This window comes from Acidovorax sp. AC410 (assembly GCF_979253235.1).
Genome location: NZ_CEEDCG010000001.1, coordinates 4,444,717 through 4,461,015 on the forward strand (window position 1 = coordinate 4,444,717; position 16,299 = coordinate 4,461,015).

The 16,299-nt window shown below is 69.7% G+C and carries 13 protein-coding genes; 4 read left to right on the top strand and 9 right to left on the bottom strand.

Features of this window, described 5'->3' with window-relative positions:
- Window positions 1-5 precede the first annotated feature (5 nt).
- The 6 genes from AC0IZS_RS20665 to mfd form a co-directional block, all read right to left on the bottom strand.
- Complete coding sequence (locus AC0IZS_RS20665; RefSeq protein ID WP_057263621.1) at window positions 6-794, bottom strand: RraA family protein; 789 nt, start codon at window positions 792-794, stop codon at window positions 6-8.
- Between the two features lie 174 nt (window positions 795-968).
- Complete coding sequence (locus AC0IZS_RS20670) at window positions 969-1,463, bottom strand: RidA family protein (protein ID WP_471637328.1); 495 nt, start codon at window positions 1,461-1,463, stop codon at window positions 969-971.
- Window positions 1,460-2,380 carry a PhzF family phenazine biosynthesis protein gene (locus AC0IZS_RS20675; RefSeq protein WP_471637329.1) on the bottom strand — a complete coding sequence of 307 codons (921 nt, stop codon included), beginning with the start codon at window positions 2,378-2,380 and terminating at the stop codon, window positions 1,460-1,462. Before AC0IZS_RS20675 ends, AC0IZS_RS20670 begins: the two co-directional genes overlap by 4 nt.
- Complete coding sequence (locus AC0IZS_RS20680) at window positions 2,373-3,362, bottom strand: Bug family tripartite tricarboxylate transporter substrate binding protein (RefSeq protein WP_471637330.1); 990 nt, start codon at window positions 3,360-3,362, stop codon at window positions 2,373-2,375. Before AC0IZS_RS20680 ends, AC0IZS_RS20675 begins: the two co-directional genes overlap by 8 nt.
- 117 nt (window positions 3,363-3,479) lie before the next feature.
- Window positions 3,480-4,262 carry an AraC family transcriptional regulator gene (locus AC0IZS_RS20685; RefSeq protein ID WP_471637331.1) on the bottom strand — a complete coding sequence of 261 codons (783 nt, stop codon included), beginning with the start codon at window positions 4,260-4,262 and terminating at the stop codon, window positions 3,480-3,482.
- Between the two features lie 52 nt (window positions 4,263-4,314).
- Window positions 4,315-7,794 carry a transcription-repair coupling factor gene (gene mfd, locus AC0IZS_RS20690; RefSeq protein ID WP_471637332.1) on the bottom strand — a complete coding sequence of 1,160 codons (3,480 nt, stop codon included), beginning with the start codon at window positions 7,792-7,794 and terminating at the stop codon, window positions 4,315-4,317.
- 255 nt (window positions 7,795-8,049) lie between these two features.
- Here mfd and AC0IZS_RS20695 point away from each other — a divergent pair, with 255 nt between their 5' ends.
- Window positions 8,050-9,972, top strand: a complete 1,923-nt coding sequence (locus tag AC0IZS_RS20695) for a DUF4253 domain-containing protein (protein ID WP_471637333.1) — start codon at window positions 8,050-8,052, stop codon at window positions 9,970-9,972.
- A 51-nt stretch (window positions 9,973-10,023) separates the two neighbouring features.
- Here AC0IZS_RS20695 and AC0IZS_RS20700 read toward each other — a convergent pair whose 3' ends face one another.
- The gene (locus tag AC0IZS_RS20700; RefSeq protein ID WP_471637334.1) at window positions 10,024-11,100 is read right to left on the bottom strand and encodes a hypothetical protein; all 1,077 of its coding nucleotides are present in this window, start codon (window positions 11,098-11,100) and stop codon (window positions 10,024-10,026) included.
- Window positions 11,101-11,273: 173 nt separating this feature from the next.
- Here AC0IZS_RS20700 and AC0IZS_RS20705 point away from each other — a divergent pair, with 173 nt between their 5' ends.
- A complete protein-coding gene (locus AC0IZS_RS20705; RefSeq protein ID WP_471637335.1) occupies window positions 11,274-12,185 on the top strand; it encodes an IspD/TarI family cytidylyltransferase in 912 nt (303 codons plus the stop codon).
- 172 nt (window positions 12,186-12,357) lie between these two features.
- Window positions 12,358-12,840 (top strand): 2-C-methyl-D-erythritol 2,4-cyclodiphosphate synthase, encoded by a 483-nt coding sequence (gene ispF, locus AC0IZS_RS20710; RefSeq protein WP_471637336.1) that lies wholly within the window; start codon window positions 12,358-12,360, stop codon window positions 12,838-12,840.
- Window positions 12,841-12,889: 49 nt separating this feature from the next.
- Here ispF and AC0IZS_RS20715 read toward each other — a convergent pair whose 3' ends face one another.
- Both AC0IZS_RS20715 and AC0IZS_RS20720 read right to left on the bottom strand, forming a co-directional pair.
- The gene (locus AC0IZS_RS20715; RefSeq protein ID WP_471637337.1) at window positions 12,890-13,882 is read right to left on the bottom strand and encodes a molybdopterin-binding oxidoreductase; all 993 of its coding nucleotides are present in this window, start codon (window positions 13,880-13,882) and stop codon (window positions 12,890-12,892) included.
- Between the two features lie 158 nt (window positions 13,883-14,040).
- Window positions 14,041-14,700 (bottom strand): pyridoxamine 5'-phosphate oxidase family protein, encoded by a 660-nt coding sequence (locus AC0IZS_RS20720; protein ID WP_471637338.1) that lies wholly within the window; start codon window positions 14,698-14,700, stop codon window positions 14,041-14,043.
- 106 nt (window positions 14,701-14,806) lie between these two features.
- Between AC0IZS_RS20720 and pdxR the strand changes: the two genes are divergently transcribed.
- Window positions 14,807-16,267: a MocR-like pyridoxine biosynthesis transcription factor PdxR gene (gene pdxR, locus AC0IZS_RS20725; RefSeq protein ID WP_471637339.1), complete on the top strand. Its 1,461-nt coding sequence runs from the start codon at window positions 14,807-14,809 to the stop codon at window positions 16,265-16,267.
- Window positions 16,268-16,299 lie beyond the last annotated feature (32 nt).

The following is a 16,299-nucleotide window of genomic DNA, read 5'->3' on the forward strand; positions in this document are numbered from 1 at the left end:
TGCCGTCAGTCGTAGCGCTTGCGGAACAGCGGGCGCAGCTCGGAGATCGGGGCCTTGCTCACGATCAGCTCGCGCATGCGGTCCTCGGCGCCGCCGATGCTCTCGGCTTCGTCGATCAGGCTGGTGATGCGCTCGGCCGGCACCACGCAGATGCCCGAATCGTCCGCCACGATCAGGTCGCCCGGGTAGACCACGATGTCGTGCAGGCGCACGGGGCCGTTGATCTCGGTCGCTTCCATGCGGAATTTACCCGTGATCGGCGTGACGCCGGCCGACCACACGGGAAAGCCGATCTCGCGGATGGCTGGCACGTCGCGCACCGCACCGTTGACGATGGCGCCCGCAAAGCCGCAGGTCTTGCCCACCAGCGCCGACTGTCCACCCATGTTGGACACATCGAGGTTGCCGCCGAAGTCGGCCACCAGGATGTCGCCCGGCTCCGAGAGGTAGTAGATCTCGCGCGTGGACATCTTGATCGGGTCCTTGTCGATGGTGCCCTGCGTGGGCGTCTTGCGCTCGGGCATGGAGCGCAGCGTGACCGCTGTGCCCACGATGCGCTTGCCTTCGATCAGCGGCTTGATGAACGAGCCCGCCACCACGCCGCGGATGCCGTAGCTGTCCAGCAGGTCGGACACCGTGGTCGTCATGTCCGGCAGCGCCAGGTAGCGCTGCACCGTGGCCGCATCGGCGCGCGGGAACTTGATCTTGCTGATGCGCTCGGGCGGCACCTGGCCCCAGATGCGGCCCTGGGCTTCGTACTCCTGGTAGTCGTTGAGGACTTGTTCGCGGCTCATGGTGTCTATCTCCTGTGCGTGATGGGTGGTTGGTATGCACGGAGTGTAGTTTAAAAATTCCTTCTATGAGAGAAAATTACATTTTCCCAAAATTTAAGATGCGAGCAAAGGAAGACGACCTGTGACTGGAGTACCGGTGGTCAGAGGGGGTTGCCTTCCCGTGCCCAGGCGTGTTCAGGTGGGATCGATCACCGCATCGATTTCCAGCTCCACCCACACCCCATCGGGCAGGCTGGCCACGCCCAGGGCACTGCGTGCCGGCAGCGCGTGCTGCGGGAAGGCGATGGCCAACACGTCCGACGCGGCGTCGAGCACCCGAGGGTGTGCGCCAAAGCCGGGTGCCGAACGCACGAAGCCGCGCAGGCGCACCACATGCCGCACGCGGGCCAGCTCGCCACCGCAGGCGGTGCGCAGTGCGGCCAGGGTGTTGAGCATGGCCACGGTGGCCGCGCGGCGCGCGGGCTGCAGGTCGGCATCCGATTCGCAGATGCCGGCCAGGGCCTGGCCGTCGATGCGGCTGGTCTGGCCACTTACGGCCACCCAGTGCTGGCCCGCCACCTCGTGCACATGGCAGGGCGCGTAGCTGCCGCGTGGCTGGGGTGCGGGTGGCAGCACCAGGCCGGCGGCGGCGAGGCGCTCCTCGGGAGTGGTGTGCGTGTTGTGGTTCATGCCGCGCCCCCTACCACTTCGCCGCTGAGCCAGCAGCCGGCCACGGTGCCCTCTGCATCGAAGCGCGGCCGCACTGCAATGGCCGAGGGGCTGCCCATGGCATCGCCCTGGCGCACGGTGCAGACCACGGGCGCGGTTGCGCTGCCTGTTGCGATGGTGCCGGAGGCTGCCAGATGCCCCCAAAGTGCCGCCGCTGCAATGCCGGTGGCCGCATCTTCCGGGTAGCCGGATTTGCGCGGGAACTGGCGCGCGAAGACGGTGGGCTCTGCCGCTGCCTGCCCATTGGTGGCCAGCGCATAGGGGTACAGGCCGGTGGAGGCGATGGCGTCGCAGGTGGACTCCATGATTGCGAAGTCCGGCGCCAGGGCCTGCAGCGCGGCGGCATCGGGCAGGGGCACCAGGGTCTTCACGCGGCTGGTGGCGGCGTTGGTGGTGGGCCGGGGCGTGGCGTCGTGAAGGCGCAGCGTGCGGGCCACCAGGGCGGCCGCGCTGGCGTCCAGCACCTCTTCGCGCACGGCGGGCTGCGATATCCACACGCGCTGGCGTGCCGCGTCCCACTCCACGTCCACCAGGCCGCTCATCGTCTGCACGCACGCCGTAGGCGTGGTCCACACGCCCCAGAGGCGCAGCGCCCACAGGCTGCCCACGGTGGCGTGGCCGCACATCTCCATCTCATGGTGCGGCACAAAAAAGCGCAGGCGCCAGTCGGCGCCGGGGCCATCGGCGGGCAGCACGAAGGCCGACTCGTGCCCGTGGGTGCGGGCGATGTCCTGCATCTGCGCGGAATCCATGCCGCGCGCATCGGCCACCAACGGCACGGGGTTGCCGCCGCCCGGGCCGTTGACGAAGACGCGGATCAGAACGACCTGGCCGGGTTCGGGCAGCGAGGCGGGAAAGGGGTGGTTGTGCTCAATCAACGCGCGCTCCTACGGCTTTGGCGATGCGGCCCCAGTAGGCCGTGTCGCGCACCACAGCCGCCTGCAGCGCATCGGGCGTGCCCGGTGCGGCGTTCACGCCCAGCGCGGCCAGCTCGGCGGCCACGGCGCGGTCGGACAGCACGGTGTTGAGTGCCTGGTTGAAGCGCTCCACCACCGCCTTGGGTGTCTGCGCAGGGAACACGATGCCGTACCACAGCGACTGATCGAACCCCGCCATGCCCTGCTGCTGGAAGGTGGGCACGCCCGCCAGCAGCGCATTCGGCGCCGTGGTGGCCACGGCGTGGATGCGGCCCGCGCGGATGTAGGGCACCAGGCCGGCGGGGTTGTCGAACATCAGCTGCACCTGGCCCGAGATCAGGTCGGTGTAGGCCGGGGCTGCGCCGCGGTAGGGAATGTGCACCAGCGGCACCTTGGCGACGCCCTTGAACTGCTCGCCCAGCAGGTGCGACACCGTGCCCGCGCCCACCGATGCGAAGCTGAAGCCCTCGGGTTTGGCCTTGAGCGCGGCGAGCAGGGCCTTGGTGTCGGGCTTGCCCAGGGCGCCCGTGGTGGCCAGCACGTAGGGCGATGTGCCGATGAAGCCGGCATACGCGAAGTCCTTGGCCGGGTCGAACGGCAGCTTGGGGTACACGCTCACGCTGACCGCATGGGTGCTGGTGGTGGCCACGCCGGCGGTGTAGCCGTCTGGCGTGGAGCGGGCCGCCAGGGCCGAACCCAGGGTGCCGCCGGCGCCTGCGCGGTTGTCGATGACGAGGGGCTGGCCCAGCTCCTTTTGCAGCCGGGGCTGCAGCGCGCGCACCACCAGGTCGGTGCCGCCGCCGGCCGGGAAGGGCACGACCAGGGTGATGGGCTTGGCGGGCCAGGGGGCGGCCGTCTGCGCGAGCAGCGGGGCGCAGCAGGTGCCGGCAAGGGCCAGCAGGGCGAGCCTGCGGGGGCGGGAAACGGCGGGCGAGGCGGGCATGGGGAACTCCATCACGAAGAAGGTCCCATGCTAGGAAAGGGCGGCTGGTCTGGAAAACCAGGATGCGACAGGCTGTGATCCCATTTGCGACATGCGCCGCCGTAGGTGGGGGGTAGTTCAGTGCGCCATCGACTTCAAGAGGCGCGTGAGGTGCCCGCTGGTCGCAAACCCCAGCTGCCCGCTCACCTGCGCCAGCGGCAGGCCGGTGGCCAGCAGGCGGCGCGCATGCGCGGCCAGCATCTGCCGGCGCAGGGCCACGGGGCTCTGGCCGAATTCGTCTTGGCAGGCGCGCTGCAGCTGGCGGGTGGAGGTGCCCAGCTCGCAGGCGATGGCGTCGATGCCCGGCAGGGGCTCGTTCCAGTCCAGCGCCTGGGCAAAGCGCGCCAGCATCTGCCGCGCGGGCGAGTGTGGCCGGGCCACATCGAGCGGGCGCGCCCGGGCAATCTGCTGCACCACAGCCAGCACCAGGGGCTCGGCCGCGCGCGCATCGAGCGCCGGGGCCAGCAGTGCATCGAGCATGGACAGCGCCGCCGCGTCGAGCCGGATGGCGCCCCGCCCGGTACTGCAGGCGCGCGCGATCTCGGGCGCCAGGTACAGCTCGCCATGCTCCTGCTGGTGCGTGGCGGACTGGGTGCGGTGGGCGGTGGCCACGGGCAGCAGGATGGCCTGGCTGCGTGCCAGGCGAGTCTGGTCGAAACCGGCATGGCCTGGGGCGCCTTCACTCTGCCAGGCGCTCTGCAGCGCGCCCTTGCGCGGCCACAGCAGCATGGCGCAGTCGTGTACATGCCAGTCGAACTCGTAGTGCGCCTGGCGGCTGTGGCGCAGCGCAAAGCCCTGGGCCGCCAGCTGGGGGAGCTTGGGCGAGAGCTGGGGTGGGCGCGGGGCGGAGGGGCTGGTCATGTCAACAACACCTTTGCAGGGATCGTGCCAGATGCGCCCGCCACACGCAAATTCAGGCGGTTGCCGCCTGCGGCTGCCCCAGCGACCGCAAGATGTCCCGCACCATCTGCGCGCGGTCCTTGGGGTCCTTGAGCTCGCGCTCGATGCGCAGCTTCTCGTTGCCTGCCAGCTTGATGTGCTTGTTCTTCTGGATCAGCTCGATGATGCGCATCGGGTCGATGGGCGGCTGGGGCTTGAAGGTGATGTGGATGACGCCGGGTGCGGCATCGACCTTCACCACGCCGTAGGGCTGGCTCAGCACGCGCAGGCGGTGTACGTCGATCAGAGTCTGGGCCTGCGGCGGCAGCTTGCCGAAGCGGTCCACGATCTCTTCGAGCAGGCCGTCGATCTGGTCGGGGTTCTTGGCCGTGGCCAGCTTCTTGTAGAACGACAGGCGCAGGTGCACGTCGCCGCAGTAGTCGTCGGGCAGCAGGGCAGGGGCGTGCAGGTTGATGTCGGTGGTCACGCTCAAGGGGCTCAGCAAATCCGGCTCCTTGCCGGCCTTGAGCGCCTTGACGGCTTCGTTGAGCATCTCGTTGTACAGCTGGAAGCCCACCTCCAGCATGTTGCCGCTCTGGTTCTCGCCCAGCACCTCGCCGGCGCCGCGGATCTCCAGGTCGTGCATGGCCAGGTAGAAGCCACTGCCCAGTTCCTCCATCTGCTGGATGGCGTCCAGGCGCTGGGCGGCGTTCTTGGTCAGGCCCTCGGTGTCGGGCACCATGAGGTAGGCATACGCCTGGTGGTGGCTGCGGCCCACGCGGCCGCGCAACTGGTGCAACTGCGCCAGGCCGAACTTGTCGGCGCGGCTCATGATGATGGTGTTGGCCGTGGGCACGTCGATGCCGGTCTCGATGATGGTCGAGCACAAGAGGATGTTGTAGCGCTGGGCCACGAAGTCGCGCATCACGCGCTCGAGCTCACGCTCGGGCATCTGGCCGTGGGCCACAGCGATGCGGGCCTCGGGCAATATCTCCTCGAGCTTCTGGCGGCGGTTCTCGATGGTCTCCACCTCGTTGTGCAGGAAGTACACCTGCCCGCCGCGCTTCAATTCGCGCAGCACCGCCTCGCGGATCACGCCGGTGCCCTCGTTGCGCACAAAGGTCTTGATCGCCAGACGCCGTTGCGGCGCGGTGGCGATGACCGACAGGTCGCGCAGGCCTTCGAGCGCCATGCCCAGCGTGCGCGGGATGGGCGTGGCCGTGAGGGTGAGCACGTCCACCTCGGCGCGCAAGGCCTTCATCTGTTCCTTGTGGCGCACGCCAAAGCGGTGTTCCTCGTCGATGATGAGCAGGCCCAGGTTGTGGAATTTGGTGGATTCGGAAAGCAGCTTGTGCGTGCCGACCACGATGTCCACCGTGCCGTCGCCGATGCCCTTGATGGCCGAGGTGATCTCCTTGCCCGAGCGAAAGCGCGAGACCTCGGCCACCTTCACCGGCCACTTGCCGAAGCGGTCCACCAGCGTCTGGTAGTGCTGCTCGGCCAACAGCGTGGTGGGCGCGAGGAAGGCCACCTGCTTGCCCCCCGTGACGGCGACGAAGGCCGCGCGCAGGGCCACCTCGGTCTTGCCGAAGCCCACGTCGCCGCAGACCAGGCGGTCCATGGGGCGCGGGCTGATCATGTCCTGGATCACCGCGTGGATGGCGGCGTTCTGGTCGGCCGTCTCCTCGAAGCCGAAGTCGTTGGCAAAGGTCTCGTAGTCCTGCGCGCTATAGCGGAAGGCATGGCCCTCGCGCGCCGCGCGGCGGGCATAGATGTTGAGCAGCTCGGCCGCGCTGTCGCGCACCTGCTCGGCGGCCTTGCGCTTGGCCTTTTCCCACTGGCCGCTACCGAGCTTGTGCAGCGGCGCCTCGTCGGCGCTCACGCCGGTGTAGCGGCTGATCAGCTGCAGCTGGCTCACGGGCACGTAGAGCACGGCCTTGTCGGCGTACTCCAGGTGCAAAAACTCCTGCATGGCGGGCGAGCCGTCGGGGTTCTTGTTGCCCACATCCATGTTGACCAGGCCGCGGTAGCGGCCGATGCCGTGCGCGCTGTGCACCACGGGGTCGCCCACGTTGAGCTCGGCCAGGTCCTTGATGAGCGCCTCGACGTCGCTCACCTGCTCCTGCTTCTTGCGCCGGCGCGTGGTGGGGCCGGCGGCAAACAGCTCGGTTTCGGTCACGAAGTCGATGCCGTCTTCGATCCAGCTGAAGCCTACCGTGAGGCCGGCAGTCGCAATGCCCACCTTCTCGGTGGCATCGCCCTGGAACTCGGCCAGCGAGTCGAAGGCCGGTGGGTTCACCCCGCTGGCGCGCAGAAAGTCGAGCAGGCTCTCGCGCCGGCCCGCGCTTTCGGCCAGCAGTAGCACGCGGTGCTGCGTGTTGCGGATGTGGGCGTGCAGGCGGGCCAGCGGGTCCTCGGCACCGCGCACCACCGACAGGTCGCCGAGCTTGTGGAAGTGCGGGTTGTCATCCACGTCCTCCACGCCGGGGCGGATGGACAGCTGCGCATGCTCCTTGGCGCGCGTGTAGAACTGGTCGGCCGAGAGGAACAACGCCTCGGGCGGCAAGGTCGGGCGCTCGGGGTCGCCCTGCACCAGGCGAAAGCGGTCTTTCGTGTCCTGCCAGAAGCGCTGGAAGGCGGGCTCCAGGTCGCCGTGCAGCACCACCGTGGCTTCGCCGCCCAGGTAGTCGAACACGGTGGCCGTCTCATCGAAGAACAGCGGCAGGTAGTACTCGATGCCGGCCGTGGCCACGCCGGCGCCCATGTCCTTGTAGATGCGGCTCTTGGTCGGGTCGCCCTCGAGCATTTCGCGCCAGCGGCTGCGAAACTTGGCGCGCGCCTCGTCGTCCATGGGGAACTCGCGGCCGGGCAAGAGGCGCACCTCGGGCACGGGGTACAGGCTGCGCTGGCTGTCGGGGTCGAAGGTGCGGATGCTGTCGATCTCGTTGTCGAACAGGTCCACCCGAAACGGCACCAGCGAGCCCATGGGGAACAGGTCGATCAGCCCGCCGCGCACCGCGTACTCACCGGGGCTCACGACCTGGGATACATGGCTGTAGCCGGCCAGCGTGAGCTGGGCCTTGAACTTGGCCTCGTCGAGCTTTTGCTTGACCTTGAAGTGGAAGGTGTAGCCGGCCAGGAAGGAGGGCGGTGCCAGCCGGTACAGCGCGGTGGTGGCGGGCACCAGCACCACGTCGGCCCCGGTGTCCTTGTCCTTCTGGCTGATGCGCCACAGCGTGGCCAGGCGCTCGCTGATCAAATCCTGGTGCGGCGAGAAGGTGTCGTAGGGCAGCGTCTCCCAGTCCGGGAACAGGGCGCAGCGCAGCGTGGGCGCAAAAAACGCCATTTCTTCGATGAGGCGCTGCGCATCGGTGGCGTCGGCCGTGACGATGGCGGTGGTGCGGCCTGCCGCCTTGTCGCGCTCGGCCAGGCGGGCCAGCAGCAGCGAGTCGGCGCTGCCCACGGGGCGGGGCAGGGTGAAGCGTTTTCCGGGGGAGAGTTTGGGCAGTTCCATGCGGACGGTAGGGGGCGTCTGGGCCACCGCATCCCCAGGGGCGCAGGACGCGCACGGGCTGGATGGGGGGCAACAGGGCATTTTAGGTGGTGCAGGGCATCTTTGCTCCAGGGTGTGTCAGCATGGATTTCGGCCTTTGTGTACAGCTTGTGACAAGTGCCACACCGTTGGTCGTCCCTGGCCTTTCGCCCGTCGGCCGGTGTCCCTGGCCGCAGGTTGGCGTCTTACACTCCCGCGCCAGGAGGAGGAAGCCCCTTGAGTACACTGACCACGCAGCACCTGCACGACCGGCATCTGGACAGCGCCCTGGACGAACTGCTGGCCAACGCGCGGCTGGCCGCCGTGGCCGGCCACGCAAGCGAGGCCCTGGCTGCGCTGGGCCTGCTGCTGCAGCCGCAAGGCGCATGGCGTCTGCCGGCGCATGGCGCGCTGGTGACGCAGGTGCAGCGGCTGCTGCCCCTGGTGGCCCTGCTGGCCGGCAAGGCTTGCCCTGCGGTGGGCGAGCAGGAGGCTATGGACACCGCGCAACTGGCCGACTGGGCCGGCGAGCAGGCCGAGCAATTGCTGCAGTCACTGGCCTTGCCGGGCCGCCTGCAGCTGGCACCGGCGGGCGAGAACTGGTCGCCCGACTTCCTCGCCACCCTGGTGCAGCGCCAGGGCGCAGCCGGTGAGCCGCGGCCGCATGTGGCCTTTGGCACCTTCTGCATGGACGCGGAGCTGGTGCTCAAGGCGCGCATCGCCCGGCAGTGGGGTGCATCGCACGCCACGGACGTGCCCACGGCCGACGACCTGATCGCGCTGGGCCTGCCCGAGGACGAGGTGGCCGCCATGCTGGCGCAGCTGCAGTCGGCCGGCCAGATCGATGTTGTGCCCGCGGCCGAGGCCACGGACACCCTGGCCATTGCGCGCGCCATGGCCGGCTACCTGCGCGCCACGGGCTTTGCCGGTGGCTACCTGGTGCACAACATCTGGCAGGCCAGTTGGCTGCTGCTGGCAGGGCAGGGGCGTGAGGGCGACGCCACCGAGGTGGCCGCCGCCTGGCTGGCCCACGATGCGCCGGCCGCTGCCACAGGGTTGCTCGACCTGGCCGTGGTGCCTGCCACGGGCCAGCTGCTGTGCGCGGGCCGCCTGGCGCCGGCCGTGGGCGTCGATGGGCAGGCCGTGGCCGCATGGCGTGCGGCCCTGGCTACCCGTGCGGTCCCTGTACCTGGGGCGGCGCCTGAACCGCCCGCGTTGGTGGCGGGCACCCCCACGGAGTCGCGCGATGCCTGGTTGGCCCGCCTGCAGGGCACGCCGCTGGCGGCACTCGACTGGCTGGCGCTGCCGGTACCAGGCCATGCGGGCGCGACCAGCGGCGAGATCGCCTGGGTGGCCCAGGTGCCCGTGCTGGAACGCGAGGCGCTGTGGCAGGCGGCGCGGGCGCTGGTGGCGCAGGGCAGTGGCCGCTGGCCCGTGGTGACGACCCCCTGGACCGGGAGCACCGAGGCACCGGACGCCGAGGCCCTGGCCGACGATCTGTTCATGCGCTTCCCCTACGAGCAGGGTGCGGCGCGCGACGATGTGTCGCCCCGGTCCTTTGTCTCGACCGCACGCGGCTTCGATCCCGAAGACCTGCTGACCGAATTAGTGGAGGGCTCGTACCCCCTGGATGAGGAAGACCAGTTGGAGGCCTGGCGCAGTGAGCTGGCAGCGGCCGATGTCCCTGCCGATGCGGCCGCCTTCGACGCCGCCTGGGCCGACTGTGCGGGCGACCGCCTGCGCTTCGAGCGCTGGCTGGCCGCGCTCGAAGCATCCCATGGCGCCGCCGACCCCGAACGCGGCAGGCAGGAGCGCTTCGACCCCGACAACGCCTGGCTGGTGCTGCTGCCCACGCCCCACAGCGAAGAAGCGCTGGCCTACCTGCACTGGTACGGCATGGAGCGCGGCCCCGCCGACGGCTTCATCGCGCTGCTGCGCCGCTGGCGCGAGCAGCATGGCGCCGAGCTGTGGGCCCACTACGGCACCATGCTCGAATTCGCGGTGCGCCAGCCACCCGAGGACTTCGACACCGCCCTGGCGCTGGCACGCGAGCACGACCTGGCCGCGCCCTGCACCCTGGCCCTGCCCGGCATCGCGCTGCGCCACCATGCGCTGGGGCTGGTGGGGCATGGCACCTGGTTCCTGCACGAGAGGCCCTGAACACCAGCGCCGCCAGGCCCCCTGGTTCCAGCAGGCCGCGGGTGAGCGGTTTCAGGGGATGCGCGCCACCGCCTTGTTCAGGTCGATGCTGAGGATGCGCGGGTCCCTCTGGGAGAACAGTGCCTTCATCTGGCTGGGCGATGCAAACACCGTCACCATGCCCAGGCGGGCTTCCGTCTCGTCGACATTCGCGGGCATCTGCATGCCGGCGGCTTGCAGGATGTCCGCCAGGGCCCGGGTGTGGGCGTCCATCTGGTGCCGATGCGCTTTTGCCGGCATGAAGGCGGCATCGGTGGCGTACGGCGCACCACCGCGCAGCAGGATGGATATCTCGGCCCTGCCGTGCTGGTCTGCGAATTGAAGCGCCTCCTGGGGCCAGTTCGCCGGGCGTGGGTCGGCAAAGCCCTGCAGCCGCATGGCGCGCACGTGGACGCTGTCGCGCAGGCCGTAGAAGGCTTCGCGGTCGACCCGCGCGCTGACGACGGGCGTGGGCGACGCGCCCGTGCGCCGGCCCAGGCCCTGGATGCCGCGCGCAAAAGGCTCGGCCAGCAACTGGTCGACCAGGGCGCCGACCTCGTCCGAGGGGCCGTCGTACCGGGTGCTGCCGTCCTTCTGCAGCGTGTAGGCGGGCTCGGCCGTGTTGAGCACGATGTCCACCGCCACCATGGGGGTCGCGATCAGCGCCTCGTCGATGGCGTCCAGGCTTCCGTCCGCGACATGGGCGCGGCCCCGACCCCTGTCGGTGGGGTCAGGGCCGAAAGAGAGGGCCGCAGAGGTGCCCGCGAGCACGCCCAGGCCCGCGCGGTCCGTGTAGAAGCCGATCTGCCCCAGGCCGTTGCTCCAGCGGCCCGTGGGAAAGGCCGAGGCGCCGAGCTCGGCGTACAGGCGCTCGGCCTTGCTGCCCACCGGCGTGCCAGATGCCCCGGGCGGCAGCGTCACCATCACGCGCACCAGGCCTGTTTTCTGGACGCGCGCCTGCAGGGTGGCGAGTTCGGACGGCGCCACCTGGGCCGCTGCCGCACCCCATGCAAGGCCCGAAAGCCCGAGCGCGAGCAAGGCGTTGCGGGCCTGTTGCCCGCAAGAGGCAGGGCACGGGCTGGGAGCGTGCGGTAGGCGGTCGTCGTGCATGGGGTCTCCTGGGTTGCCTGGCCAACGCGCCAGGCGCAGGTGGGGCTGGCGATCGACTGGACCACGCCGGGCCCCGGGCTGCAATGATTATTTGGCCCCGCCCAGCCCGCGGCCCTTCGCAAGAAGGTGCGAAGCGGCCCATGGGTGCATCTGCCTTCTAAAATGGCCCCCTCATGACCATCGACCCGCTGCTGCAACCCTCGCTCACCGCTTCGCATGCTCCCACGTCTGTGCAGGGGCGTTTCTGGGCGCTGGTGCCCTGCGCGGGCACGGGTTCGCGCGCGGTGGCGGTGCCCCCGGCTGCACCGGCGGGCTCCACCATCTCGGCGTTCGGTGCCCTGGCCGGGGCTGCGGGCGAGCCGGTGGCCGCGCCGCCGCAGCTGCCCAAGCAGTACCACCTGGTGGCGGGCCACCCCATGGTCATGCACACCCTGGCCGCGTTTGCGGGCGTGGGCCGGCTGGCTGGCACGCTGGTGGCCGTGGCGCCGGGCGACCGTTATCTGGACGCGCACGACCACCCTTCGTACTTCGTGGTGGAATGCGGCGGCCCTACGCGCGCCGCCACGGTGCAGGGCGGGATCCGGGCGCTGCAGGATCGCGGCGCCCAGCGCGACGACTGGGTGCTGGTGCACGATGCGGCGCGCTGCCTGGTCACGGCCGAGCAGATCGACCGCCTCATCGATGTGTGTGCGCAGGACAGTGTGGGCGGCCTGCTGGCCCACCAGCTGGCCGACACGCTCAAGACCTCCATCGACGGACCGGGCGGCGTGCGCGTGGCCTCCACGGTGGACCGCAGCAACAAATGGCTGGCGCAGACGCCGCAGATGTTCCGCATCGGTCCGCTGCTGGACGCGCTGGCCCGGGTCGGCACCAACGTGACCGACGAGGCCAGCGCCATGGAGGCCATGGGCCTGCACCCGCGCCTGGTGCCCGGCGGCGCGCAGAACTTCAAGGTGACCTACCCCGACGACTTCGCGCTGGCCGAGGCCGTGCTGGCCCAGCGCGGCTACGGCACCACGCTGGCGCGCTTTGGCGGCGATCGTGGGCAAGGCGCCACCGAGACCGGACGCAAGACGATTTTTTAAGAGCGGCTAACAAAACTCTTCTGGCGTTGTTGCTGCGTCTTGTCGTACTACCCGTACTGCCTGCGACGCAGCGCCTAGCCAGAACCGCTTCGCTGAGTTTTGCTATCCGCTCTAAGACCGCGCAAGCGGATGTATGACTTCGCGTCCCGTGTGGGCGCGTGGAAAGGAACGCATGAATTTCAGAATTGGGGAAGGTTGGGACACGCACGCACTGGTGCCGGGCCGTGCCTTGGTGATCGGCGGTGTCACGATTCCCCACACCATGGGACTGCTTGGCCATTCCGATGCCGACGTGCTGCTGCACGCCATCACCGACGCCATCCTGGGCGCGGCAGGCCTGGGCGATATCGGCCGGCATTTTCCGGACACCGACGCGCAGTTCCGCGGTGCGGATTCGGCCGTGCTGCTGGCCGAGGCCGCGCGCCGCGTGCGTGCCGCGGGCTACACCATCGGCAATGTGGACAGCACCGTGGTGGCCCAGGCGCCGCGCCTGGCCGCGCACATTCCGGGCATGCGCGAGTGCATTGCCAGGGCGCTGGGGGTGGAACCCGACCAGGTGAATGTGAAGGCCAAGACAGCCGAGCGCCTGGGCCCCGTGGGGCAGGGGTTGGCCATGGAGGCGCGGGCGGCCGCGCTGATCTACAAGGCCGGCTGACGGACGGCTTGCGCCGCATGGCCTGGTTGGGGTCGAGCGGCAGCGCGTATCAGGGTGGGGGCGTCTGCACCTCGATGTCGACGAGGTTCATGACGCCGCGGGTGACGAAATACCGCTCGGGAACCACCAGCCTTGCCACTCCATCGGCGCCCAGGGGTCGCCCATTGACGGCATACGCGACCAGGACGTTCAGCTTGTCATGGGCAGGGTCGATTTCACCCAGCGTGATCAGTTCCTTGTGGCCGCTGCTGCCGGTGACCACGGCCACCATGGCCACGGTGGGGTCGCGCAACGCAGGGTCCGTCTTCAGTCCCGCAGTGCCGTGGAGCAGCGTCCACAGGCTGACCCCTGTGTAGGTGTCGCTGTCGAACACGACCGTCGATGCAGGCAGCGCCTGCAGCGCAGCGAGGTCGAACCTCGCCGGCTTGTTCACGGCACCCGACACGGTCAAGGCGCTGGACACGCCGCCGCCAACGGCCACCGCTGCCGACCGGAAGGGGCGCACCTCCAGTTGTCGGAGGTTGGGTACGTCCCGCTGGAAGCTTTTGGCAGACCCGGTCAAACGAAAAGGACCCTCGGCACCCGCGATGGGAATCCAGGTCGTGCCATCCACCCATTCATAGACATCCACAAAAATATACCTGCCGCTGGAGTCGAAAAGAAGTTCAGCCATGGCATATGCCACGCGTCGGCCGCTGCTGCCGGTGGCGATCACGAAAGTGTCGTCCACCGAACCCGTGCCACCCGCGTTGCGCAGCAGGGAGATCAGCGGCGGGCCCTGCAGATCATGCTTGGAACCATCGGCATAGTTGCCTGTGTGGGTGAAAGCCCATTTGCCGAAGGCGGCAACCAGTTCGCGCTCGCCATAGGCGCCCGGCTTCTCGACCGCGCCGACGATGCGCACTGCCGCAGTGCTGCCATCGCCGCCATCGCCAGTGCCACCAGTGCCCTCTGAGCTGCCCCCGCCGCAGGCGGCCAGGGCGAGCAGTGCGATTGCCGCGATGCAGGCCTTCAGCGTGCGGGGGCGTGTTGTGAATGCCATCCGATCTTCTCCTTGTGCAGTCTTCATTGCATGCGCGCCGCCCATGGCCGAACGAAGCGAAAAATACGGATTCTGCAAGAGCGCTGCACAGCTGAGCACCCTACCGAAGGAGGGTGCCGGGGCCGGCTGGAGCAGGGTGGTGCCTGCAAGGGCGCTTGCTATGTGGGGCGCGGGGCCCACGCCTGCACATAGCCTGGCAGGTCCATGGTATTCAAAGGGTCCTCCACGGGCGCGCCGCGCACCTGCACCAGCGGCAGCACGCCGGCCCACACCGGGTGCTGCATGTCTTCTGCATCGTCCACCGGCGGGCCGCTGCGCACTTTGCACGCCGCTTCATCGAGCGCGATGCGCATCACCGTGGTGGCCGCAAACTCCTTGTCGTTGCCGGTGCGCACCTCGGCCTGGCGGCCCACGGCCAGGTGGTCCATCAGGGCCGCCAGCGAGGCGTGCTTGTCGGCCACGGTCTCGAAGCAGCCATACACCATGGCCGAGCGGTAGTTCATCGAATGGTTGAAGGCCGAGCGCGCCAGCACCAGGCCGTCGAGGTGGGTGATGGTGACGCAGGCCTGTATGCCCTTGCCCAGCCACTTGATCAGTCGCCCGCCGTTGGAGCCATGGATGTACAGGTGCTCGCCCTCACGCCAGCAGGCGGTGGGGATGCAGTGCGTGCCCTTGTCGTCGGCAAAGGCCACGTGGCACAGGTAGGCGGCGTCGATGATGGCGTGCAGCGTGGCACGGTCGTAGACGGCGTTCTCGGCCACGCGGCGCACGCGGGTGCGGTCGGTCGGGGGCAGGGCGGTGGCAGGGGTGTCGTTCACGGGTTGTTTTTCCGGTGGGGAGTTGGTGAGGAAGCGGAATCTAAGGCCTTTGTGGTGCCAGAATAAGACCCACGACACCACTATTTTTTAGGGCCACAGAAACGCCATGGAGTTCCAGCTGTTGTTCACCGCCTTCCAGGCGCAGCCGGCGCACGCCCGCTGGTCGCAGCAGCGCCAGCTGCACGAGTGCCTGCGCCAGGGTATCCGCAGCGGCACCCTGGCCAGCGGTGCGCGCCTGCCCGCCAGCCGCGCGCTGGCGGCGGAGCTGGGCGTGGCGCGCAACAGCGTGCTCTACGCCTACGAGCAACTGGCGAGCGAGGGCTTTCTGGTCGCCAGCCGGCGCGGCAGTGTGGTGGCGCCGCTGGCCGGGCGGCTGGCGGCCAAGGCGCCCCGGCACGACACGCCAGCACCGCGCGCCAGCCTGTCGCGCCGCGCGCAGAACATGCCGCTGCTGCCCGGCTCGGAGACTGCGGCCGCGTTTGCGCCCGGCGTGCCCGCACTGGGCGATTTCCCGGTGCTGCGCTGGTGGCGCATGCTCGACCGGGCCTGGGCCTCGCTCACACCGGCGCAGCTCAACTATGCCGACCCGGCGGGCGAGCCCGCGCTGCGCGAGGCCATCGCCGGCCACCTGCGCGTGGCGCGCGGCGCGCTGGTGGATGCCGCTCAGGTGTTCATCACCGACGGCACGCAAAGCAGCCTGGACCTGTGCGCCCGCGCGTTCGCCGATGCCGGCGACAAGGTGTGGGTTGAGAACCCCGGCTACCAGGGTGCGGTGGCGGCCTTCCGCGCGGCGCAGCTCAAGGCCGTGGGCATCGTGGTCGATGGCGATGGCATGGCCCCCACGGCCAGCGACTGGCTGCGCCAGCGCCCGCGGCTCATCTACACCACGCCCTCGCACCAGTACCCCGTGGGCAGCGTGCTGAGCCTGGCCCGGCGCCTGGCGCTGATCGATGGCGCGCGCCAGGCCGGCGCCCTGGTGATCGAGGACGACTACGACAGCGAGTTCCGCCACGATGGCCCGCCCATGGCCTGCATGCAGGGCCTGGCGGCCGATGCCCCGGTGGTTTACCTGGGCACCTTCAGCAAGACCCTGTTCCCCGGGCTGCGCATCGGCTTCATGGTGGTGCCCACCGCCCTGGCGCCCGCACTGGCCCTGCTGCTGGACCGCGCCGCACCGCGCGGGCGCACGGCCGAGCAGCGGGCGCTGGCGGAGTTCATCGTGGGCGGCCAGTTCGCCCTGCACCTGCGGCGCATGCGCCGCCTGTACCGCCAGCGCCGCGATGCGCTGGTGGCCGCGCTGGCGCAGCAGCTGGGTGATGTGGCCGGCGTACACGGCGGCTCGGCCGGCATGCACCTGGCCCTGCGCCTGCACGACGGCGCGGCCGACGACGTGGCGCTGAGCGCGCGCCTCATGGCGCAGCACGGCATCATGGCCCCGGCCCTGAGCCTGCACGCCGTGGGCCTGCGCGCCCAGCCCTGGCGCGGCTTTCTGCTGGGCTATGCGCAGGTGCCGGTGCAGGCCATGGAGCCGCTGGTGAAAAAACTGGCGGGCGTGGTGCGGGGCTGAAGAACCGCCGCGGGCTCACGCCGGAGCGTGAG